Origin of the sequence: Streptomyces sp. NPDC006235, from assembly GCF_040613735.1 — a bacterium.
Classification (GTDB): domain Bacteria; phylum Actinomycetota; class Actinomycetes; order Streptomycetales; family Streptomycetaceae; genus Streptomyces.
In genome coordinates this window covers 1-21,590 of record NZ_JBEXSR010000011.1, presented here as the reverse complement: position 1 = coordinate 21,590, position 21,590 = coordinate 1, and the positions used below count along the sequence as shown (strand labels likewise).

At 72.9% G+C, this 21,590-nt stretch carries 18 protein-coding genes; 8 read left to right on the top strand and 10 right to left on the bottom strand.

Annotated features, from left to right (window positions below; translation table 11 throughout):
- The first annotated feature begins 24 nt into the window (after nt 1–24).
- Genes ABZ192_RS15670 through ABZ192_RS15660 form a run of 3 tightly spaced genes read left to right on the top strand, consistent with a single transcriptional unit; the run spans nt 25 to nt 4,002 of the window.
- Nucleotides 25–1,095, top strand: coding sequence for a glycine betaine/L-proline ABC transporter ATP-binding protein (locus ABZ192_RS15670; protein ID WP_356925060.1), 1,071 nt, complete (start codon nt 25–27; stop codon nt 1,093–1,095).
- The gene (locus ABZ192_RS15665) at nt 1,095–3,044 is read left to right on the top strand and encodes an ABC transporter permease subunit (protein WP_356925059.1); all 1,950 of its coding nucleotides are present in this window, start codon (nt 1,095–1,097) and stop codon (nt 3,042–3,044) included. Before ABZ192_RS15670 ends, ABZ192_RS15665 begins: the two co-directional genes overlap by 1 nt.
- Before the next feature lies 1 nt (nt 3,045).
- Complete coding sequence (locus ABZ192_RS15660) at nt 3,046–4,002, top strand: ABC transporter substrate-binding protein (RefSeq protein WP_356925058.1); 957 nt, start codon at nt 3,046–3,048, stop codon at nt 4,000–4,002.
- A 6-nt stretch (nt 4,003–4,008) separates the two neighbouring features.
- Here the strand turns inward: ABZ192_RS15660 and ABZ192_RS15655 are convergent, their stop codons facing one another.
- Genes ABZ192_RS15655 through ABZ192_RS15645 form a run of 3 tightly spaced genes read right to left on the bottom strand, consistent with a single transcriptional unit; the run spans nt 4,009 to nt 5,719 of the window.
- Complete coding sequence (locus ABZ192_RS15655; RefSeq protein ID WP_356925057.1) at nt 4,009–4,728, bottom strand: isocitrate lyase/phosphoenolpyruvate mutase family protein; 720 nt, start codon at nt 4,726–4,728, stop codon at nt 4,009–4,011.
- Entirely contained in the window at nt 4,725–5,201 is a 477-nt protein-coding gene (locus tag ABZ192_RS15650; RefSeq protein WP_356925056.1) for a carboxymuconolactone decarboxylase family protein, read from the bottom strand. Before ABZ192_RS15650 ends, ABZ192_RS15655 begins: the two co-directional genes overlap by 4 nt.
- Nucleotides 5,198–5,719, bottom strand: coding sequence for a carboxymuconolactone decarboxylase family protein (locus tag ABZ192_RS15645; RefSeq protein WP_356925055.1), 522 nt, complete (start codon nt 5,717–5,719; stop codon nt 5,198–5,200). Before ABZ192_RS15645 ends, ABZ192_RS15650 begins: the two co-directional genes overlap by 4 nt.
- A gap of 47 nt (nt 5,720–5,766) precedes the next feature.
- On the opposite strand from ABZ192_RS15645, the gene ABZ192_RS15640 reads away from it, so the two are divergent.
- Entirely contained in the window at nt 5,767–7,155 is a 1,389-nt protein-coding gene (locus ABZ192_RS15640; RefSeq protein ID WP_356925054.1) for a PLP-dependent aminotransferase family protein, read from the top strand.
- A 48-nt stretch (nt 7,156–7,203) separates the two neighbouring features.
- Nucleotides 7,204–7,671, top strand: a complete 468-nt coding sequence (locus ABZ192_RS15635) for a carboxymuconolactone decarboxylase family protein (RefSeq protein ID WP_356925053.1) — start codon at nt 7,204–7,206, stop codon at nt 7,669–7,671.
- A gap of 86 nt (nt 7,672–7,757) precedes the next feature.
- Here the strand turns inward: ABZ192_RS15635 and ABZ192_RS15630 are convergent, their stop codons facing one another.
- From ABZ192_RS15630 to ABZ192_RS15600, 7 genes are all read right to left on the bottom strand, one after another.
- Entirely contained in the window at nt 7,758–8,558 is an 801-nt protein-coding gene (locus ABZ192_RS15630; protein WP_356925052.1) for an aminotransferase class IV, read from the bottom strand.
- Nucleotides 8,559–8,569: 11 nt separating this feature from the next.
- A complete protein-coding gene (locus ABZ192_RS15625) occupies nt 8,570–9,748 on the bottom strand; it encodes an FAD-dependent monooxygenase (protein WP_356925051.1) in 1,179 nt (392 codons plus the stop codon).
- Entirely contained in the window at nt 9,745–11,304 is a 1,560-nt protein-coding gene (locus tag ABZ192_RS15620; RefSeq protein WP_356925050.1) for an AMP-binding protein, read from the bottom strand. Before ABZ192_RS15620 ends, ABZ192_RS15625 begins: the two co-directional genes overlap by 4 nt.
- A 23-nt stretch (nt 11,305–11,327) precedes the next feature.
- Nucleotides 11,328–12,851, bottom strand: coding sequence for an AMP-binding protein (locus ABZ192_RS15615; protein ID WP_356925049.1), 1,524 nt, complete (start codon nt 12,849–12,851; stop codon nt 11,328–11,330).
- Nucleotides 12,848–15,301 carry an aminodeoxychorismate synthase component I gene (gene pabB / locus ABZ192_RS15610; RefSeq protein ID WP_356925048.1) on the bottom strand — a complete coding sequence of 818 codons (2,454 nt, stop codon included), beginning with the start codon at nt 15,299–15,301 and terminating at the stop codon, nt 12,848–12,850. Before pabB ends, ABZ192_RS15615 begins: the two co-directional genes overlap by 4 nt.
- A 30-nt stretch (nt 15,302–15,331) precedes the next feature.
- The gene (locus tag ABZ192_RS15605; protein ID WP_356925047.1) at nt 15,332–15,910 is read right to left on the bottom strand and encodes an antibiotic biosynthesis monooxygenase; all 579 of its coding nucleotides are present in this window, start codon (nt 15,908–15,910) and stop codon (nt 15,332–15,334) included.
- Nucleotides 15,911–16,012: 102 nt separating this feature from the next.
- Nucleotides 16,013–16,861 carry a DMT family transporter gene (locus ABZ192_RS15600; protein WP_356925174.1) on the bottom strand — a complete coding sequence of 283 codons (849 nt, stop codon included), beginning with the start codon at nt 16,859–16,861 and terminating at the stop codon, nt 16,013–16,015.
- A 144-nt stretch (nt 16,862–17,005) separates the two neighbouring features.
- Between ABZ192_RS15600 and ABZ192_RS15595 the strand changes: the two genes are divergently transcribed.
- The 3 genes from ABZ192_RS15595 (at nt 17,006) to ABZ192_RS15585 (ending at nt 21,499) form a co-directional block, all read left to right on the top strand.
- On the top strand, nt 17,006–17,362 hold the full coding sequence (locus ABZ192_RS15595; RefSeq protein WP_356925046.1) for a hypothetical protein: 357 nt from the start codon (nt 17,006–17,008) through the stop codon (nt 17,360–17,362).
- A gap of 14 nt (nt 17,363–17,376) precedes the next feature.
- Nucleotides 17,377–18,558, top strand: coding sequence for a glutathionylspermidine synthase family protein (locus tag ABZ192_RS15590; protein WP_356925045.1), 1,182 nt, complete (start codon nt 17,377–17,379; stop codon nt 18,556–18,558).
- A 172-nt stretch (nt 18,559–18,730) separates the two neighbouring features.
- Entirely contained in the window at nt 18,731–21,499 is a 2,769-nt protein-coding gene (locus ABZ192_RS15585) for a hypothetical protein (protein WP_356925044.1), read from the top strand.
- Nucleotides 21,500–21,590 lie beyond the last annotated feature (91 nt).

Below are 21,590 nucleotides of genomic sequence, written 5' to 3'. Positions count from 1 at the left end.
CTCGAACCCCCCACGGAGCAGACCATGGACACGACCCCCGTCTTCTCGGTGGAGGGCCTGTGGAAGGTGTTCGGCCCCAAGGCCGACCGCGTTCCGGGCGACCCCGAGCTCACCGCCCTCGACCCCGCCGAGCTGCGCGCCCGCACCGGCTGCACGGCCGCCGTCCGCGACGTCAGCTTCGACGTGCGCAAGGGCGAGGTCTTCGTCGTCATGGGCCTGTCGGGCTCCGGCAAGTCCACGCTGGTGCGCTGTCTGACCCGGCTGATCGAGCCGACCGCCGGCACGATCGCCATCGACGGCGAGGACGTCCGCGCCATGGACCGCTCCCGGCTGCGCGAACTGCGCCGCCACCGCGCCGCCATGGTCTTCCAGCACTTCGGCCTGCTGCCGCACCGCACGGTCATCGACAACGTCGCCTACGGCCTGGAGATCCAGGGCATGGGCAAGTCCGAGCGGCGCGAGCGGGCCGCCGAGGTCGTCGCCAAGGTCGGCCTGGAGGGCATGGAGCAGCGCCGCCCCGGCCAGCTCTCCGGCGGCCAGCGGCAGCGCGTCGGCCTCGCCCGCGCCCTCGCCGTCGACCCCGAAGTGCTCCTCTTCGACGAGCCGTTCAGCGCGCTCGACCCGATGATCCGGCGCGACATGCAGGAGGAGGTCGTCCGGCTGCACCAGGAAGAGGGCCGCACGATGGTCTTCATCACCCACGACCTCCAGGAGGCCCTGAAGCTGGGCGACCGCATCGCCCTGATGCGTGACGGCCGGGTCGTGCAGCTCGGCACGCCGGAGGAGATCGTCGGCTCGCCCTCCGACGACTACGTCCGCGAGTTCGTCCGGGACGTCCCGCGCGAGCAGGTCATGACCGTCCGTACGGCCATGCGCCGCCCCACCGCCGACCAGGACGGCAGCGGACCGGCGGTCCGGCCCGAGGCGACGGTCTCCGAGGCCATCGAGGCGGTCGCCCGCGCCGGCGCACCGGCCCGTGTCATGGACAAGGGCCGCTGCGTGGGCGTGGTCGACTCCGACACCCTGCTCGGCGTCGTCGCCGGCACGGAGCAGCCCGCCCCGCCGGGGGCCGAGCAGCCCAAGGAGGCGGTGTGATGGCGACGATCACCGCGTCCCCGCCGCGTATCGGCCTGCCCGGCGTCCTCAAGCGCCCGGCCGTCCGCAAGCTTCTCTTCCTGGCCCTCGCGGCCGCGATCCTCGTCCCGCTGGCCAACGCCCGCTGGGCGAGCGGCACCTGGCCGAGCGCCCTGACCGTCGACTTCTCCGAGCCGCTCGCCAAGGCCAGCGACTGGATCATCGACAACCGCGACAGCCACCCGTTGTTCCTGTACTTCCTCGGCCACGTCAGCAACGTCGTCGTCATCGCCGTACGGGCCGTCTACCTCACCCTCCTGGCCATCGGCTGGGCGGGCGTCACGGCCCTGGGCGCGCTGGTCGCCTGGCGCGTCGCGGGCATCCGGCTCGCCCTCGGTACGGGCACCGCGTTCCTGGCCTGCGGCCTGCTCGGCATGTGGGTGCCGACCATGCAGACGCTCGCCCTGATGGTCGTCGCGGTCGTCGCGTCGGTCGTGGTGGGCCTGCTGCTCGGGCTCGCCGCCGGGCTGTCCGACCGGATGGACCGCGTCCTGCGCCCTGTCCTGGACACCATGCAGGTCCTCCCGGCCTTCGCCTACCTGCTGCCGGTCGTGCTGATCTTCGGTATCGGCGTCCCGGCGGCCGTCCTGGCCACCGTCATCTACGCCGCCCCGCCCATGGCCCGGCTGACCTCGCTCGGTCTGCGCGGCGCCGACAAGGAGGTGCTGGAGGCGGTCGCGTCACTCGGTTCCACGGCACGCCAGCGGCTGCTGACCGCCCGTCTCCCGCTGGCCCGCAAGGAACTCCTCCTCGGCGTCAACCAGACGATCATGATGGCGCTGTCCATGGCCGTCATCGCGGCCGTCATCGGCGCGGGCGGTCTCGGTGACCGCGTCTACCAGGCGCTGGCCTCGGTCGACGTGGGCGCCGCGCTCGCCGCCGGTATCCCGATCGTGCTGCTGGCCGTCGTCCTGGACCGCGTCACGGGCGCGGCGGGGGAGCGGCTCGGCGCCGAACCGGAGCCCCGGAGCGGGCTCGGCTGGCTGTACGCCCTGGCCGGTGTCGTCGCCGTGGCGGTCGCCGGGCGTCTCGCGGGCCGGCTCGACTGGCCCGACTCCTGGGTCGTCGGCATCGCCGAGCCCGTCAACCGCGTGGTCGACTGGATGACCGCGCACCTGTACTCGGGTGTCCCCGTGATCGGCGGCACCGCCGACTGGGCGGGCCACTTCACCACCTGGGTCCTCGACCCGATGCGCGACGGCCTGCAGGGGCTGCCCTGGTGGTCGGTCCTGCTGATCGTCGCCGCGCTGGCCTGGGTGATCGGCACCTGGCGCACCGCGCTGACCGCCGTCCTCGCCATGGCCGCGATCGGCGCGCTCGGCGTCTGGAAGCCGTCCCTCGACACCCTGTCCCAGGTCCTCGCCGCCGTCGCCGTCACCCTCGTCGTGGGCTTCGCCACCGGCATTGCTGCGGCCCGCAGCGACCGCCTGGAACGGCTGCTGCGCCCGGTCCTGGACGTCTTCCAGACGATGCCGCAGTTCGTGTACCTGATCCCGGTCGTCGCCCTGTTCGGCGTCGGCCGCGCACCGGCCGTCGCGGCCGCGATCGTGTACGCGCTCCCGGCCGTCGTCCGCATCACCACCCAGGGCCTGCGCCAGGTCGACCCGGCCGCCCTGGAGGCCTCCGGCTCGCTCGGCGCGACCAGCTGGCAGCAGCTGAAGCAGGTCCAGCTCCCGCTGGCCCGTCCGGCCCTGCTGCTCGCCGTCAACCAGGGCCTGGTCCTGGTCCTCGCCGTCGTCGTCATCGGCGGCCTGGTCGGCGGTGGCGCGCTCGGCTACGACGTCGTCTTCGGCCTCGCCCAGGGCGACCTGGCGACCGGACTGGTGGCCGGCGCGGCGATCGTCTGCCTCGGTCTGATGCTCGACCGGGTGACCCAGCCCACCGAACGCCGCGCGAAGAAGGGAGCGTGACATGCGATTCCGTACCTCCGCCGCGGTCGCCGCGGTGAGCTCCCTGGCGCTGCTCACCGGCTGCGGTGCCGCCGACATGACCAAGCAGGCCTCGCCGTTCGCCAACGCGCAGGGCGCCAAGACCGTGACCCTGTCCGTACAGTCCTGGGTGGGCGCCCAGGCCAACGTGGCCGTCGCCCAGTACATCCTGGAGCACGAGCTGGGCTACCGCGTCGACACCGTCCAGGTCGACGAGGTGCCCGCCTGGGACGCCCTCAGCCAGGGCCGCGTCGACGCGATCCTGGAGGACTGGGGCCACCCCGAGCAGGAGCAGCGGTACGTCAAGGACAAGAAGACGATCACCGACGGCGGTGAACTCGGCGTCACCGGTCACATCGGCTGGTTCGTCCCGACGTACCTCGCCAAGCAGCACCCGGACATCACCGACTGGAAGAACCTCAACAAGTACTCCCACCTGTTCCGCACCCCGGAGAGCGGCGACAAGGGCCAGCTGATGGACGGCTCGCCGTCCTACGTCACCAACGACAAGGCGCTGGTGAAGAACCTGAAGCTGGACTACCAGGTGGTGTTCGCCGGGTCCGAGGCCGCGCAGATCACGCAGATGCGGCAGTTCGCCAAGGAGAAGAAGCCCTTCCTCACCTACTGGTACTCGCCGCAGTGGCTCTTCAAGAAGGTCCCGATGACCGAGGTGAAGCTGCCGCCGTACAAGGAGGGCTGCGACGCCGACCCGGAGAAGGTCGCCTGCGCCTATCCGCACACGCCGCTGAAGAAGTACCTGAACTCGGGCTTCGCGAAGAACGGCGGCAAGGCGGCGGCCTTCCTGAAGAAGTTCAAGTGGACGACCGAGGACCAGAACGAGGTCTCCCTGATGATCGCCGACAAGAAGATGACGCCGGAGGACGCGGCGAAGAAGTGGGTGGACAGCCACAAGTCCACGTGGAAGAAGTGGCTGTCCTGAGCACTCCTAGGGTCGCAGCCCGGCGGCGATCTCCCGCAGCGCGCGGGCGGCCCGCCGCTGGAGCCCCGGCCCGAAGGTGATCCGGGTGGCCCCTCGCGCGCCGAGTTCGGCGGGCGAGGGGCCTCTGCCCGGCACGGCACCCACGTTGATCGGCCCCTGGATGCCGGCCCGCAGCAGCGGCAGCACCTCCGGCGGGGCCCCGATCGGGTAGACGCAGTCGGCGCCCGCGGCGACGTACAACGCCGCCCGTTCGATGGCCTGTCGGGGATCGGCGACCCCGCGGGCGAAGGTGTCCACGCGCGCGTTGACGAAGAGCCGGTCGCCGGCCGCCTCCCGTACCTCGGCCAGCCAGTCGGCGTGCGCACGGGGCTCCTTGAGCACCCCGCCCTCGGAGTCCTCCAGGTTGCAGCCCACCGCCCCCGCCTCCAGCAGCCGCTCCACGAGCTCCTTCGGCGGGAGCCCGTACCCGCCCTCCACGTCCGCCGACACCGGCACGTCGACGGCCCGGACGATCCGGGCTACGGCCGCGAACATCTCGTCGGCGGGGACCTGCCCGTCCTCGTAGCCGAGGGAGGCGGCGACCCCGGCACTGGGCGTGGCGAGCGCCGGGAACCCGGCCTCGGCGAACACCCGGGCGCTGGCCGCGTCCCACGGCCCGGGCAGCACGAGGGGATCGCCGGGCGCCCGGTCGTGGTGCAGGGCGCGGAACATCTCGGCCTTGCTCATGGCGTGTGACCTCCCGGCGGAATCCGGCGGCTGACCATCACCCGGTTCCAGTTGTTGATGGCGACGACCAGGCCGATCAGATGGGCGAGCCCGACCTCGTCGAAGTGCTGGGTGGCCTGCTCGTACACCTCGTCCGGCACGAAACCTCCCTCGGAGCCGGAAGCCTGGGAGGTGCCCCCGGTCAGGACCGTCACGGCCTCCGTCAGTGCCAGCGCGGCCCGCTCCCGCTCGTCGAAGACGTCCCCGGCCTCCTCCCACGCGGCCAGCAGATCGAGCTGCTTCTCCCCGACCCCGTACTCGCGGGCGATGGCCAGGTGCATGTCGAGGCAGAACGCGCAGTGGTTGAGCTGCGAGGCGCGGATCACCACGAGTTCGGCCAGGGCCGGGTCGCCCAGGCCCTGCTTGGCGGCCTTGCTGAGCGCGGACATGGCCCGGCCCACCGCCGGGTCCAGCAGCCCGGTCCGCACCGTCACTTGTACTGGCCCGGCTGGTAGTGCCCCGGCACCATCCGGCAGGTCACACCGAACCGGTTCCAGGCGTTGATCGCCGTGATCGCGGCGATCAGCTGCGACAGCTCGGCCTCCTCGAAGTGCTCGGCCGCGTTCTCGTACACCTCGTCCGGCACAAAACCGTCCGTCAGGACCGTCACGGCCTCCGTCAGCTCCAGGGCCGCGAGCTCCTTCGGGGTGTAGAAGTGCCGCGACTCGTCCCAGGCGCTGAGCTGCACGATCCGCTCGACGCTCTCGCCCGCCGCGAGGGCGTCCTTGGTGTGCATGTCGATGCACAGGGCACAGTGGTTGATCTGGGAGGCGCGGATCTTCACCAGCTCGTACAACGTGTGGTCGAGGCCCTGCCGGGCGGCCATGTCCAGCCGGACCATCGCCTTGTAGACCTCGGGCGCGTGCTTGGCCCACTCCAGGCGGGCGGGCTGCTCAGGGGCGTACTCCACAGTCGTCGTGCCGGCCGTGTCATCGCTGTGCGTGGTCGTCATGCCCTCGATCCTAGGAAGCAAGCAGCCCAGGGGTATGGTCCATTTTCATGGCGGATCAATGGGCCACTCTGGGCATCGACCTGCACCTGGAGCCGACCGGTCCGGGCCTGCGGCGGGGGCTGACCGACGCCTTGCGCGAGGCGGTGCGCTCCGGCCGGCTGGCCCCCGGCACCCGGCTGCCCTCCTCCCGCGCGCTCGCCGCCGACCTGGGCATCGCCCGCAACACGGTCGCCGACGCCTACGCCGACCTGGTCGCCGAGGGCTGGCTCACCGCCCGCCAGGGCTCGGGGACCCGGGTCGCCGACCGGACGGTGGTCCCGCCGGCCGGCACGGCACCCCACGCCCGCGCACGCAGCCGCCCCGTCTACGACCTGCGCCCCGGCAGCCCCGACCTCGCGTCCTTCCCGCGCGCGCTGTGGCTCAAGGCGGCCCGCCGCGCCCTCACCGCCGCCCCCCACGATGCGCTGGACTACGGCGACCCCCGTGGCCGCCCCGAGCTGCGGGCCGCCCTCGCCGGCTACCTCTCCCGGGCCCGGGGCGTGCGCGCCGACCCCGAACGGATCGTGGTGTGCGCCGGGTTCGCACACGGCCTGAAACTGCTCGGCGCGGTCCTGCGGGCGCGCGGGGCACGGACGGTCGCCGTCGAGTCGTACGGGCTCGACGCGCACCGGAGGATCCTGGCCGCGTCCGGCCTGCGCACGGTCCCGCTGCCCTTCGACCGGCTGGGCACCGACCCTGCCGCGTTGTCCGCCGCCGACGCGGTCCTCCTCACCCCCGCCCACCAGTTCCCCATGGGCGTCCCCCTGCACCGCGACCGCCGCGCGGCCGTCGTGGACTGGGCGCGCCGCACCGGAGGGCTGGTCCTGGAGGACGACTACGACGGCGAGTTCCGCTACGACCGTCAGCCCGTGGGCGCGCTCCAGGGCCTGGACCCCGACCGGGTGGTCTACCTGGGCACGGCGAGCAAGTCCCTGGCCCCCGGGCTGCGGCTGGCCTGGATGGTGCTGCCGCCGGGCCTCGCGCAGGAGACGACCGCGGCCAAGGGCGGGACCGAGATCTGCGGGGTGCTGGACCAGCTGACCCTGACCGAGTTCCTCACGTCCGGGGCCTACGACCGCCACCTCCGCGCGACCCGCCTGCGCTACCGGCGCCGCCGCGACGCCCTGGTCGACGCCGTCGCGGCCCGGACCCCCGGGGCCCGCGTCACCGGCATAGCGGCCGGGCTGCACGTCCTGCTGCGGCTGCCGCCCGGCACCGAGCAGTCGGTGGTCCAGGCGGCCCACTGGCAGGGCCTGGCGGTCCATGGACTCACTCGCTACCGGCACGCCGCCGCGCTCGCCGAGCCGGCCGACGCCCTCGTCGTCGGCTACGGGACACCGCCGGACCACGCGTGGTCGGGGGCGCTGGACGCGCTGTGCGCGGTACTGCCCGGATAATCGCGCGAATTACCCTCGGGAATGCCGTTCAACGGATATGGTCGCCCCATGAGCGAAAGCATTTCCCCGTCCCGCGTGGCCCTGAAGAAAATAACGCCCGACGTCTCCGCCGTGATGGGCTCCCTGCACGCCGCAGCCGTTTCCGCGGCCCAGGACGCCAAAATCGAACCGGAACTGCTGGAACTGGTCAGGATCCGCGCCTCGCAGATCAACGGCTGCGCGTTCTGCATCGACATGCACACCAGGGACGCCCGCGGCCGAGGCGAGACCGAGCAGCGCATCTACGCCCTGAACGCCTGGCGGGAGACGCCCTTCTTCACCGAACGCGAGCGTGCGGCACTGGCCTTGACCGAGGCGGTGACCCTCGTCCACGACGGCCACGTCCCGGACGCGGTGTACGCGGAGGCGGCCGGCGTCTTCGACGAGAACCAGATCGCGGCCCTCATCTGGTCGGCCACCGTCATCAACGCGTACAACCGGATCGCGATAGCGACGCGTATGGCGCCGAAGAGCTGAAAAAACAGAATTGAAGCAGTCGAATCGAAGCAGTCATGGAAAAACGCGCCGGGTCGAATTCGACCCGGCGTCGCCATTTCCTCGGATCAGTCGGCAGGCAGCGGCTCCATGAGGCCGTCCAGCCACCTCCGCCATTCCCCGGCCCGCTGAACCGGAGGCACCCGCATCGGCCGCCCGACCCAGCCCGTCACGGGCCGGATCCCGTGCAGCGCGTTCACCAGCCACACCTCCCGGCCGTCCAGCTCGGCCACCGTCCGCTCCCGGTGCGCGATCCGGATCCCGGACCGCAGTGCCCGCTCCTGGACCAGCCCGGCCGTCACCCCCGGCAGGACGGGCAGCCGGGGAGGCGGCAGGCACAGGGTGTCGTCCTCCCACCACAGCACGCTGGCCGTGGCCGACTCCAGCACCGTGCCCGAGGGCGCGATCAGCACCGCCTCCTGCGCGCCCTCGCCGGACGCCCGGCGGCGCACCCGGGCCAGGGTGTCCAGGTCCGGGCCCTTGCGGCGGGGCACGGTCCGCGGATCGGACTGACCCGCCGCCCACAGCCGCACCTCCGTGCCGAGCGGCGGAGCGGGCCGCAGCAGCAACCGCAACTCCAGGGAGCCCGCCGCGAGTTCCACCCGCGGGAACCACGCACCCGTGCGCGGCAGTACGGCGGTCACGTCCTGCCAGAACGCGGCGAGCCGGCGCGGCTGTGGCCCGCCGCAGTCGGCGCAGGCCCGCGCGAACCGCTCCCGGTGCCGGTCATAGGCCCGCACCCGGCCCTCGTGCACCAGCCACGAGTCCGCGGCGAGCAGCCGCCCCCCGGCCGCCTGGTCCGCGGCCGGGACCAGGCCACCGCCGGGCGTCCACGCCCACATGCCTTCCGCCACCGCCGGTGTCGTCACCCACAGCCTCCTCAGTACTTGCGTCCCGCGACGGCCGGTGCCCCGTGCCGGGGCCCGTACGGCGCGTGCTCCAGCCACGACCCGCACCACGGCAGCACCGGCGCCAGGGCCGCCGCCGTCCGCTGCCTGACCCGGACGATCCGGCGGCGCGGCCGCAGGTGGTCCAGGGCGGCGCCGGCGGCGGCACTGTTGAACAGGCCCGCCGCCCGCCGCACCTCCGCGAACCCGGCGACAGCCTCGCCGGTCCCCGCGGCGATCGCCTCGGCGGCGGCCGCCGCGTCCGTGATCCCGCTGTTCATCCCGCGTGCCCCGAACGGCGGGAAGAGATGCGCCGCCTCACCGGCCAGCAGCACCCGCCGGTGCCGATCGGTGAACGAGGCCGCCACCTTGCGCAGGAAGCGGTACGTCGACACCCACAGGATCCGCTCGCCGTAGCCGTCCCCGACGACCGAGGGCAGCCAGCGCCGCACGGCCTCCTCGGTGCCGAACTCCTCCGGCCGGTCGTCGTCCCGGCACTGGAGGTCGACCTGGAAGCCCCCGGTGAACGGCACCCGCATCACACTGCGCCCGCCCACCCCGGGATGCTCGTAGTGGAAGACCCGCTCCAGCGGCAGCTCGGCGCCCGGCACGTCGGCGACGTCCACGACGACGTGGAAGCCCTCGCCGTGCGTGCCCTCCAGGGCGATGCCCAGCTCGCGCCGGACCGTGGAGCGGGCCCCGTCGGCGGCGATCGCGAACGCGCCGGACCACACCCGCCCGTCCTCTCCGGTCAGCCGGACCTCCGACGCGCCGGTGCTCACGCCCGCCACGCGCGCGCCCCACACGAACTCCACCCCGGCCTCCGCACAGGCCGCGCGCAGGAACCGCTCGGTGTCCGTCTGGCGCAGGCTGGTGAAGGGCGGCGGGCCGGACGGGGGCGGGAACGTCCGGGAGTACACCTCACGTCCGCGGTAGAGGGTGCGCCTGGTGTGCCAGGTCCGGCCGTACGAGGTGATCTCGGCCGCGAGGCCGGGCCGCATCGCGTCCAGCAGACCGAGGGTCTCCCGGTGCACGAACAGGGCCCGGCTGCCCGGCCGTTCCCGGTCCTCCGGCTCCGCCTCCAGCAGGACGGCCGGCAGCCCGTGCGCCCGCAGCGCCAGAGCCGCCGACAGGCCCACGGGACCGGCGCCCACGACCAGGACCGGGGTCATGCCCGGGCCCCTTCGGTGAGCATCCGGGCGATCTCCACCCGCTTCACCTTCCACGTCGCGGTCATCGGCAGGTCCTCGAACCGCCACTGCCGCGGCTCGGCCATCGCCGGCAGTCCCGCCGTGGCCCGCCGCCAGCGCTCCGGGTCCAGGGGCCGCTCGCCGCGCACGCACACCACCGGCACCGGCTCCCGGTCCGCGCCCGGCACGATGACGACCTCGCGCAGCTCCTCCAGCCGGGACATCAGCGCGTCCTCGACCTCCAGATTGCTGTGCACGGCGTCGATCTGGTCGACCTCACGGTCGATCAGGTACAGCGCGCCCAGACGGCTCCGGTAACCCATGTCGCCCATCTCCCACCAGCCGTCGGTGAGCTGACGCTCGTAGCGCTCCGGCATGCCGAGGTAGGTGAGGATCCGGCCCCGGGTGCGGGCCTCGATCCGGCCGGGGGTGCCGGGCGGGACCCGCCCGCCCCCGGCGTCGGTGACCCGGACGCGGGTGAAGCCGGGTATCCCGAATCCGACCCGGCGGCCGTCCGCGCGGGCCGCACTGCGCCGCGTCACCACCTGGAACGCCACGGGGCCCGTCTCGCTCTGCCCGTACAGCTGGACCAGCCAGGGCGTACGGCGCCGCGAGGCGCCCAGCAGGCGCCGGACGGTGCGCGGATGGATCGCGTCGAACGTCGAGCCGTACGCCCGGACCCGGGACAGCGGGGCACCGGGCGCGTCGGCCAGCTCCTCCCACAGCACGAACGTGTTGGGGTGCGTCTCCACGATGCCGGGCCGGTGCCGGACCAGCAGCGGTCCCACCACGGCCGGATCCGGGTCGGTGATCAGCACCAGCGGGCTGCCGAAGTGCAGCAGGACGCCGAGCAGATGGTAGAAGCGCGAGTGCACGAACGACATGTGCAGCGCCGCCGGCTCGCCCCGCGTGGGCCAGCCCATCGCCTGCTGCGGCACCAGCCGGTTCCACATGGTGTGCGCGCAGTGCACGGCCAGTTTGGGGACGCCGGTCGTGCCCGAACTGTGGGTGATCAGGGCGGGTTCGCGGGGATGCAGCCGGACCGGCGGGGGCGGCTCCGCGCCGGCGAACTTCGCCAGGGGCTCCGCCCCGGCCGCGTCGTCCACGCAGAGCGTCCGCCGCACGAGGCCGGAGAGGGCGAGTTCCTTCAGGCCGTCCAGCGTGGTGCTGTCGGTGATCAGCCAGGGCCGGCGCAGTCGTTCCAGCAGCTGCCCGGCCACCGCCGGGGCCAGCGCGGGCGACAGCAGCACCGGCACCGCTCCGATACGGGACACGGCGCAGGTCAGCAGCATGATGTCGACGTTGTCCGCCTTGTGCACGACGACCTGCTCCGAGGGCCGCACCCCGGCCTCCCACAGCCGGCCGGACAGGTCCTCGACCAGGTCGGCCAGCACGGTGTAGCTCAGGTCGAACCCGAGGGCCGGAGCGACGTCCAGCGGCCGGTCCAGGGTGACGAAGACGGCCCCGTGCCGGTCGGCCGCACGCCGGAAGACCGGTCCCAGATAGAAGCCGCGGTCGGCGAGCACAGACTGTCGCATGGGGTGGTTCCTTTCCGAGAGGTTCACCAGGCGCCCCGTCGCACCAGATGGCGGCGCAGCTTCCCGGTCGGGGTGCGCGGCAGGGACGGGACGAAGCTGACGCTTCGGGGGACCTTGAACGCGGCGAGGCTCTCCCGCGCCAGGACGATGAGCTCGTCCGCCAGGCCGTCCCGCACCGGCGCGGCGGGGACGACGAAGGCCCGCAGCCGGCTCGCGCCCCGCCCGTCGGGCACGGCCGCGACCACCACCTCCCGCACCGCCGGATGGCCGCGCAGCACGGCCTCCACCTCCAGCGGCGAGACGGTGATGCCGCCGACCATCTCCATGTCGTCGGCCCGCCCCAGATGCCGGAAGGAGCCGTCCGGTTCGCGGCACGCCCGGTCCCGGGTGGCCAGCCAGCCGCCGACCAGGGTCCGGGCGGTCTCCTCCGGGCGGTTCAGATAGCCGGGCGTCACCGTCGGCCCGCGCACCCACATCTCGCCCTCCTCGCCGTCCGGCACCGGGTGGCCGTCCCCGTCCCGCAGCTCCACCTCGAAGCCGGGCACGGGACGGCCGACGGTCCCCGGCTGGTTGTGGGCGAAACCGTTGGCGCAGAAGGCGTGACCGGCCTCCGTGGAGCCGATCTGCTCCAGCACGGGTGCGCCGAGCAGCGAAGTCACCTGCTGGGCGAGCCCCTCGGGCAGCCCCTCGCCGGCCGACACCGCGGCCCGCACCGAGGCGAAACAGCCCTCGTGACCGTGGCCCCGCTCGGCCACCAGCGCGGCGTACGCGGACGGCACGGAGTACAGCAGCGTCACCCGGTGCCGGGCGACGAGTTCGTCGAGGATCGCCGGGGTGGGCCGCCGGTCCACCAGCACCGCGGACGAGCCGGAGAACAGCGGGAAGACGAAGGCGTTGCCGAAGCCGTAGGCGAAGAACAGCTTCGACACCGACAGGGTGACGTCCTCCGCGGTGATCCGCAGCACCCGCCGGCCGACGAGGTCGTGGTACGCCCGCGGGTCGCCGTGCGTGTGCACGACGCCCTTGGGGCGGCCCGTGGTGCCGGAGGTGTACTGGACGTAGAGCGGGGTGTGCGCGTCGGCCTGGTGGGCGGGCGCGGGCTCGGCGGCGGGGGCGAGCGCCATCAGCTGGTCGGCACCCAAGCGGGCCCGTCCGGCGAACCGCTCCTCCAGACCCGGCCCCGTCACACAGAGCACGGCCCCGGTGTCCTCGGCCAGGAACGCGTGGTCGGCCGCCGGGAGTTCGGGGTTGACCAGGACCGCGACGGCGCCCAGACGGGCGGTGGCGAGGAAGGCCGTCACCCAGGCGAGGGAGTCGGGCAGCGCCAGCAGCACACGGTCCCCGGGGCGTACCCCGTGCCCGGCGAGCACGGTGGCGGCCCGGGCCGCCAGGCCGTGCACCTCGCCGTGGGTCCAGGCCCGGTGCCCCTGGTGGAAGGCGGTCCGCCCGCCCCACCCGCGCCGCTCGGCGAGCTCCGCGAGCTGGGCCGCGAGGTTCCCGGGCGCCTCGGCCTCGGCGGGGTGCAGCAGGGCTTGCGGACTGGTCATCGCCGCGCCTCCTCGGCCGCACCGGCCCAGTCCCCCGGCGGAGCATGCTGCCGGATCCGGTCGGCCGTGTGCTGGTGCAGGGCCCGCATCGGGGCCGCGGTCTTCAGCAGCATCTCCTCGTACTCCGCGTCCGGATCGGAGCCGAGGACGATCGCCCCGCCCGCACCCAGATGCATCTGGCCGTCGGCGAACACGGCCGTACGGATGACGATGCTGAGGTCCGTGCCGCCGCCGCACCCGAAGTAGCCGAGGGCGCCCGAGTACACGCCCCGGGCCTCGGACTCCAGCGAGTCGATGATCTCCAGCGTGCGCAGCTTCGGCGCGCCGGTCATCGAGCCGCCGGGGAAACAGGCCCGTACACAGTCCACCGCGTCCGTGTCCGCCCGCAGCCTGCCCTGCACGGTCGAGACGAGCTGGTGCACGGTGGCGTACGTCTCCGTGGCCATCAGCTTGGAGACCCGCACGGAGCCCGTCCGGCAGACCCGGCCCAGGTCGTTGCGGAGCAGATCGACGATCATGAGGTTCTCGGCCCTGGTCTTGGCGTCCGACGCCAGCGCGTCCCGCAGCCGGGCGTCCTCCTGAGGCCCCTCGCCCCTCGGCGCGGTCCCCTTGATCGGCTTGGCCTCGGCGGTGCCGTCCCGCCCGATCCGCAGGAACCGCTCGGGCGAGGACCCGGCCACCTCCAGCTCCCCGAACCTCAGGAACGCCGCGTACGGGGCCGGGTTGTCGCGGCGCAGCGTCCGGTAGAACTCCAGCGCGTCGGGCGGAGCGGGCAGGCGGGCGGCGTTGGTCAGGCAGACCTCGTAACTGGTGCCCGCCCGCAGCTCCCGCTTGCACGCCTCGATGTCCGCGAGATACGTCGCCCGGTCGCGCACCAGCCACGGCTCGGCGGCGCCGGGGTCCGCCGGGGCGGGCGTCACGGGCAGCGGCGGGCGCTGCGTCGCCACGCAGGTGAGGTCGGCCAGGGCGCTCTCCAGCCAGTCGGCGGCCTCCCGCGCGGCCTGCGGGGTGTCCTCCGCGAGGCAGACGGCGTACGTGAAGCCCTCCTGGTGGTCCACCGCGATCACCCGGTCGGCGAACAGCCAGGCGGCGTCCGGGACGGGGGAGCGGTGCCGGTTGGGCGACCCGCAGTCCGCCTTCACCTCGTAGCCGAAGTAGCCGACGTACCCTCCGGTGAAGTCGAACGGCAGCCCGGTCGCGTCCACGCGGCGGCTGCTCAACTGCCGCTTGAGGTAGTCGAAGACACTGGCAGCGACCTTCCTCACCGGCCGCCCCGCCCGCTCGATCTCGCAGCGCCCGGTTTCGACGTCGTACCGTACGAACTCGGCGAGCGGCCCGCTGCCGTCCCCGAAGAACGAGAACCGCGACCGCCCCGGCTCCACGAGCGAACTGTCCAGCCAGAACGCCCGCGGGGCCCCCGCGTACATCCGCCCGAACGCCGCCTCGGCGTCCACGGCCCCTGCGATCCGCCGGCTGTGCAGCCGGTACCCGACCCGGTGAGGCCGGCGGGGGCGGGGGATGGTGGCGGCGGGAGGGGCGCCGCCGCCGGAGGGGACGGGGGTTCCAGCGCCCGCGGACGGACCGACCCCGGAGGGTGACACGGTCCCTCCGGACGGCGCGGCGGAGGCGGACGTACCGGCCCCGGAGGACGAAACAACCCCTTCGGACGGCGCACCCCCGTCCGACTCCCCGCGCCCGGCGTCGGACGCAGTCGCCCCGTGGCCCGGGACCTCCGCCCGGGCCGCAGCCGCAGGCCGACGCTCCCCTGCCCGTGACAGCGACACCCCCGCCTCGCACTCCGGTACCGCCACCCGGCGCCGGACCGCCTCCGGGGACGGCACCGCCGTGTTCTTCGTGCGCAGCTTGCCGGCCCGCTTCGCGGTCAGGTTGCGGAAGTTCACGAGCATGCGGTGGCCGAACTCCGTGAGGACGGACTCCGGGTGGAACTGCACGCCCCACAGCGGCCGCGTCCGGTGCCGCAGGCCCATCAGGACGCCGTCCTCCGCCCAGGCCGTGGCCTCCAGCATCTCCGGCAGCGGTTCGCGCACGGACAGCGAGTGGTAGCGGACGGCGGTGAAGTTCTGCGGCAGGCCCTCGAACAGATCGCGCTCGTCATGCCGGATCGTCGAGAGATGCCCGTGCCGCGGCTCCGGTGCGGGCCCCACCACCCCCCGCTCCCCGAGTGCGATCCCCTGATGGCCGAGACACACGCCGAGCACGGGAACCGGGGAGGTCGCGACCAGCCTGGCCGCGATGCCGAAGTCACGCGCGTCCGCCGGGTGCCCGGGCCCCGGGGACACCACCAGGTTGTCGAACTCCCGGAGATCCGGCACCCCGTCGGCGGCGGTGTCGTTGCGGACGACCACCGGCTCCTCGCCGTTGACCTCGGCGATCAGCTGGAACAGGTTGTACGTGTACGAGTCGTAATTGTCGATGAGCAGGGTCTTCACCCGCCCACCTCCCTCTGTTCGTTCGCGGGCCTACATGGCCCGGCGTTTGTGCCGGCCGCGGAGCGCCTGGAGCGACGGGTACAGCCATTTCCTGAAGAAACGCTGGAGCCGCGGCATGAGAATCCAGGTGACAAGGGCCGTCACGCACAGGCATAACAACAGCGTGCGGAACAGTGCATTGAGGTCACCGAGATAGGGAAGCACCGTCAGATTGAACAGGAGCACCGGAGGGAAAACTGCGCTCATATTCACGAACCACAGTTTCCATTTCGATGGCGGAGCCGGTGGCGCGGGTGTCAGAGTCTGCGCCTCGAACCAGGCCCGGGCGCCCCGCACCCGCCTGCGCGCCGCCTCCTGGGCGAGCCCTTCCAGCCGGGCGTCCCACTGCGCCCGGGAGGGCGATTTCTCCCAGGCCAGGGCCGAACCCTCGCTGGCGAAGCGATAGACGACATGCCACTCCGCCCCTCCGTCGACAAGTACCCCACCCCCCAGAAACCCCGGTTGCCGCGCGGTCGCGCCCAGCATGGCCCACCCCCAGGAGTGGAAGTCGGCCGCACGGCCCGGCGTCACGCGATAGGCCACGGTGACCGTGACGGGATTACTGGTCACGCCGTACCGTACGGAAAGCGGTTCACCCGCGTTCAAGTTTCAACGAACAATTTTCCGATCGTCCGGAACGTGAAGCTTTTCAGCAGGTGGGAATCCCCAGGATCACCTGGGCGTCCGGACCTCCGGCCTCTCCTCCCGCTCGACCGGCGCCTCCCCGAACCGCGACAGCGCCAGCGCCCCGGCCACCGCCACCGCGAAACCGAGCACCGCCGCCCACCCCAGCCCGGGCCGCGTGCGGTCCCCGAGCCACACCACGCCGATCAGCGCGGGCGCGACCGTCTCCCCGAGCACCAGCCCGGCGGTCGCGGTGGTCACCGACCCGCGCTGGAGGGCGGAGGTCAGCAACAGGAACGCGGCCCCGCCCCCGAGCAACAGCGCGTACACCGCCGGGTTCGTGACGAGCGCACCGGGCGTCAGCCCGTCGATCAGCCGCACCGCCACCTCCACCACCCCGAACCCCAGCCCGGCACCGAGCCCGAGCGCGAGCGCCCGTCCCCGCTCCGGCAGCCGCCCTCCCGCCGCCCCGAGCAGCAGCACCCCGAACGCCGCCGCGAGCATCGCCCACTTCAGCCAGACCTGTCCGCCCTCGTCGCCCTCCGCCCCGGACGCCAGTCCGAGCAGCGCGAGCCCGGCGCACACCACCCCCACCGCCGCCCACTCCAGGCGGCTCAGCCGCACTCTGAGCAGCCGCGCCGCCACCACCGCCGTCACCGCGAGACTCGCGGCCAGCGCCGCCCCCACGGCATAGATCGGCACCGACCGCAGCGCGATGATCTGGAGCAGGAAGCCGAGCCCGTCCATCCCGAGCCCCACCAGATACCGCCACTGCCGCAACGCCCGCCACAACAGCGCCACGTCCCCGCCCGGACCGCCCGCCACCGCCCGCGCGGCCATCGCCTGCAACACCGTCGCCGTACCGAAGCAGACCGCCGCACCAAGGGCGCACACCATTCCAAAGATCACAAAACGACAGTAGGGGAGGGGGCGTGAGCCGGGGGGCCATGCGCGCCCGCTCACACCGGTCTCTAGGCTGACCGCTCGGCAGTACATGACAGGAACACGCGGTACACCACGGGGACACGGGGAGACACACGCATGGCTGAGACACGGCGGCGACTGCGCTCGAGCACGGTGGTGCTGGGCGGCATGGGGGTCCTCGCGGCGGCCCTGTCCGCGTGCGGCTCCGAGCCGGACCGCCGCTGCGTGGACCGGGACAGCTACGACTACATCAACGGCTACAAGATCGTCGCCGACAAGAACTGCGCGTCCGGCTCCTCGTCCTCCTCCTACGGCAAGAGCCGCAAGAAGACCGGCAGGACCACCACGGACGCCGACTGGTACTACGACGCCGACGTCAGCGGCCGCTACGCCGACAACGGCACCTTCAGCCGCAGCGAGGCCGTCGACCGGGGCGGCTTCGGCTGCTCGGGCTCCGGCAGCGGCGGCGGCTGACCGGGGTCGTACGCATGGAACGCCACACCATCACCCCCCGCCCCGGCTGGCAGCAGACCGTCGAGGAGCAGGGCCTGGTCTATCCCCTCACCCGCTACCCCGACGACTCCCTGCGCCCCTACTGGGACGAAAGCGCCTACTACGTCTTCACCCTCCCGGAGATCGAGGCCCTGGAGGAGGTCGTCGAGGAACTCCACGGCATGTGCCTGGCGGCGGCCGACCACATCGTCACCGAGGACCGCTTCGCGGACCTGGGCATCACCGACCCGCGCCTGGCCCGGACGGTCGCCGAGTCCTGGCACCGGCGCGCCGAACTCCCCTCCGTCTACGGCCGTTTCGACCTCCGCTACGACGGCACCGGCCCGGCCAAACTCCTGGAGTACAACGCCGACACCCCCACCTCACTGGTGGAGGCCGCGTCCCCCCAGTGGTTCTGGATGGAGGACCGCTTCCCCGGCGCCGACCAGTGGAACTCCCTCCACGAACGCCTGATCGACGCCTGGCGGAAACAGGCCGCCCTCCTCCCGCCGGGCAGCCCCCTGTACTTCGCGTACTCCTCCGCCGACGAACTCGGCGAGGACATGATGACGGTCGCCTACCTCAAGGAAACGGCCGAGCAAGCGGGCCTGGCCACCGACTGGATCTCCATGGAGGAGATCGGCTGGGACCGCCTCTCCGGCCGCTTCGTCGACAACCGCCTCCGCTTCATCCGCAGCATCTTCAAGCTCTACCCCTGGGAGTGGCTCACCACCGACCGCTTCGCCGACCACGTCCTGGACACCCTGGACAACGGCGGCGGCACGGGCACGACCCTCTGGATCGAGCCGGCCTGGAAGATGCTCCTCAGCAACAAGGCGCTCCTGGCCATCCTCTGGGAGCTGTACCCCGGCCATCCCAACCTCCTCCCGGCCTACCTGGACGACCCCCGGGAGCTCATCACCACGGGCTGGGTGGCCAAGCCCCTCCTGGGCCGGGAAGGCGCCGGCGTCACGATCCACGAGCCCGGTTCCCCTCCCACCCTCCGCGACGAACCCTGCTGCTACCAGCAACTGGCCCCGCTCCCCGACTTCGACGGCAACCGGGTGGTCCTGGGCGCCTGGGTGGTGGAGAACGAGTCGGCGGGCCTGGGCATCCGGGAGAGCTCGGGCTTGATCACGGATGAATACGCCCGCTTCCTGCCCCACGTGATCCTTTAGAGCTCCCGCAGCTATCGGAGACCGATCGGCTGCACTGGCTTGATCGCATCGCTCGCCCGCTCCGGGCGTCTCCTCACAGACAACCCACAGACTCCCGGCCCCGTCCTCTGTGACGCGAGAGGCGCCCGGGACCGGCGGGACGTCTGCGCACGGGGTTGTGAGGAGAGGATCATTGATCCGTGCCCGTCGAATATGTGTGACCGCCGTGGCGGTGCTGGCGGCCCTGGCGGGCTCGCCCGGACCGGCACAGGCTGAACAGTCCCAAGAGCCGGGGCGGTTGAGCGCGACGGACGACAACCCCCTTCCGCCGGGGTGGCGGATCGGCGGGGAGGGCGGGGCGCGCGAGCTGGTCTGGCGTGCGCCGAAGGCCGTGCCCATGGGGGATGCGCGGGTCGAGTTCCGTACCGCGGACCGGCTGCTCGGGGTGCCGAAGCCGGCGAGGGACGGGCGGACCTTCCGCCTCCCCCTCGGCGAGGCGCGGCCCGAGCAGCTGACGGACCTTCACGTGACGGCCGCGGGGCGCCGGCTGGACGCGGCGGCCGACGACAAGCACAGCTCCGGCTCGCGCGTGCCACGGATACCCCCGCAGGCGGCCGCCAACGGCGTTGATCCGGGCAAACCCGGCTCGTACCGCACGGTCACCGGGGAGTACGACCTCGCCCCGGTGCGCCTGCCCGGGTTCGACACCCCGGTGGAGATGACCGCCGAGGTGGTGGCGCCGAAGGGTGCCACCGGCAGCCGGCCGCTCGCGCTGTTCCTGCACGGCCGCCACAGCACCTGCTACAAGCCGGGCTCCGAGGACGACGTGACCGGCGACTGGCCCTGTGCGGACGGCCACAAGCCGATCCCGAGCCACCGGGGCTATCTGCGCGACCAGCGACTGCTGGCCTCCCAGGGCTATGTGACGGTGTCGATCTCGGCGAACGGCATCAACGCCCAGGACTGGGAGGCCGAGGACGCCGGCGCGCAGGCGCGTTCCTCGCTGGTACGGCAGCACCTCGCCCGCTGGGCCGACTGGACCGCCCATCGCTCCTCCGCCCCGGCCGTCGTACGCAAGGCGGCGAAGGCGGACCTCTCCCGTGTCCTGCTCGTCGGCCACTCACGCGGTGGCGAGGGCGTCAACCGGGCCGCCATGGACAGCCTCTACCCGCCGCCGGCCGCCGAGGACGGCTACCGGGGCCCGGTGCGCTGGAAGGTGCGCGGGACGGTGCTCATCGGTCCGACGATCTTCGGCCGGAATCCGGTGGCCGACGTGCCGTCCGTGACGCTGCTGCCGGGCTGCGACGGCGACGTGTCGGACCTGCAGGGCGAGGACTTCGTCGACGGGACGCGCGGGATCAGCCGGGGCAGGGCGCTGCACAGCGCGGTCTACATGGTCGGCGCCAACCACAACTACTTCAACAGCGAGTGGACCCCGGGCGAGGCCGTCGCACCCGCCAGGGACGACTTCGGGACCGACCCGGAGCAGCCGGACCCGGTGTGCACACCGGGTGCCGCGACCCGGCTGACCGCCGCCCAGCAGCACAAGGCGGGCGCCACGTACATCGCCGCGGCGGCCCGGCTCTTCATCGCCGGGGACGATCGGGTGCGTCCGCTGCTCGACGGTTCCGGCAAGCGGGCCCCGTCCGCGGACCCGGCCCGGGTGCTGACCCACGCGGTCGGCGGCCGTCGCAGCGGTGGTTTCCTGCCGGACGGCGGGGCGAAGGTGACCGGCGCCCGGCTGTGTTCGGCGATCGACCCCGACCCGGCCGTGGCCTGTCTGGACCCGGAGACCCCCGGATCGTCACCGCACTTCGCGTCGTGGGAGACGGAACAGGAGACCGGCCGCAGCGCTGTGGACCTGAAGTGGTCCGCGCCGGGCCGGGCCGCGCGAATCACTCCGGCCGAGCCCCTCTCCCTCCGCGGCTCCCAGAAGCTCGCGCTCCGGGTCTTCGTACCGCCGAACACGACCGGCACGAAGTTCGACGTGTCCGTCACCGACTCCGCCAAGCGTCGGGTGACGCTGGGCTCGGTCCGGGTGGACGGGCTCCCGGGCTCCGCGAACACCGCCTCCTACTGGGCTCGGGAGCTGCGCGTCCCGCTGTCGGCCGCGACCCGGGCCGGGCTCGATCTCAGGCATGTCAAGTCCCTTGAGCTGACGCCCCGTTCGAAGTCCGGGCGGGCCTGGCTGATGGACGCCTGGGGCTGGGCGCCCGGCACTCCGGCGGTGAAGGCGGCAGCACTGCCGCGTGTCGACGTGGGCCGCATGATCGTCAAGGAGGGCGACTCGGGCACCCGCACCTACCGGATCCCGGTCGAGATCTCCGGGCACGGCAGCGGGCAGGTCCGCGTGTACGTCCTCGACCAGGACAGCGGCCGGGCCGAGAACCGCCTCGTGACCGTACGGCCCGGCAGCCACGCGATCGACGTGCCGGTCGAGGTGAAGGGCGACACGGTCTACGGCGACGACGTGGAGCACGACATCGCCGTCAAGGCCGTCCGGGGCGCCGTCGTCGGCAAGCACCGGGGCGGGCTCACCGTCGAGAACGACGACCCTGCGCCGGTGATCACCCTGTCGCCGGTCGCGGACCGGGTGACCGAGGGAGAGACGCTGACCTGGCGGTTGTCCGTGGAGGAGCCCACGGCGGTGGATCTCTGGGAGCCGGTGCGGGTGCTTCCGGTCACCGAGGGCGCCGAGCTGTCGACCAAGGACGTGGACCCGCAGTGGCTCGAGGAGTGGTCCGGTGACGTGCCCGACCCCGAGCGGCCGCTGTCCGACGCGAACCTGTGGGTGTGGCTGAACATCCCGCCCGGGAGCACCAGCGTGGACTTCGTCGTGCCGACCGTGCGGGACCAGGTGGCCGAGCCGACCGAGTCGATGCGTCTCGCACTGACCGACAGAAACGCCGAGCCGCTGCCCGGCAAGCCGGTGCTGACGGGGACGGTGCTCGACACGCCCTAGGCAGTGTCTTTCCGATCATCTGATCGTTGGGTCGGTCGTGAGGGATGGGGAGATATCTGACGCTGCGTGGACGGTGATCGAGCCTTTGCTG

What these genes read in the sequence shown, in the direction of transcription:
- ABZ192_RS15670 (WP_356925060.1), top strand. Translation starts at nt 25, where the DNA reads ATGGACACGACCCCCGTCTTCTCGGTGGAGGGCCTGTGGAAGGTGTTC.
- ABZ192_RS15665 (WP_356925059.1), top strand. Translation starts at nt 1,095, where the DNA reads ATGGCGACGATCACCGCGTCCCCGCCGCGTATCGGCCTGCCCGGCGTC.
- ABZ192_RS15660 (WP_356925058.1), top strand. Translation starts at nt 3,046, where the DNA reads ATGCGATTCCGTACCTCCGCCGCGGTCGCCGCGGTGAGCTCCCTGGCG.
- ABZ192_RS15655 (WP_356925057.1), bottom strand. Translation starts at nt 4,728, where the DNA reads ATGAGCAAGGCCGAGATGTTCCGCGCCCTGCACCACGACCGGGCGCCC.
- ABZ192_RS15645 (WP_356925055.1), bottom strand. Translation starts at nt 5,719, where the DNA reads ATGACGACCACGCACAGCGATGACACGGCCGGCACGACGACTGTGGAG.
- ABZ192_RS15640 (WP_356925054.1), top strand. Translation starts at nt 5,767, where the DNA reads ATGGCGGATCAATGGGCCACTCTGGGCATCGACCTGCACCTGGAGCCG.
- ABZ192_RS15635 (WP_356925053.1), top strand. Translation starts at nt 7,204, where the DNA reads ATGAGCGAAAGCATTTCCCCGTCCCGCGTGGCCCTGAAGAAAATAACG.
- ABZ192_RS15625 (WP_356925051.1), bottom strand. Translation starts at nt 9,748, where the DNA reads ATGACCCCGGTCCTGGTCGTGGGCGCCGGTCCCGTGGGCCTGTCGGCG.
- ABZ192_RS15620 (WP_356925050.1), bottom strand. Translation starts at nt 11,304, where the DNA reads ATGCGACAGTCTGTGCTCGCCGACCGCGGCTTCTATCTGGGACCGGTC.
- ABZ192_RS15615 (WP_356925049.1), bottom strand. Translation starts at nt 12,851, where the DNA reads ATGACCAGTCCGCAAGCCCTGCTGCACCCCGCCGAGGCCGAGGCGCCC.
- ABZ192_RS15600 (WP_356925174.1), bottom strand. Translation starts at nt 16,861, where the DNA reads ATGGTGTGCGCCCTTGGTGCGGCGGTCTGCTTCGGTACGGCGACGGTG.
- ABZ192_RS15595 (WP_356925046.1), top strand. Translation starts at nt 17,006, where the DNA reads ATGGCTGAGACACGGCGGCGACTGCGCTCGAGCACGGTGGTGCTGGGC.
- ABZ192_RS15590 (WP_356925045.1), top strand. Translation starts at nt 17,377, where the DNA reads ATGGAACGCCACACCATCACCCCCCGCCCCGGCTGGCAGCAGACCGTC.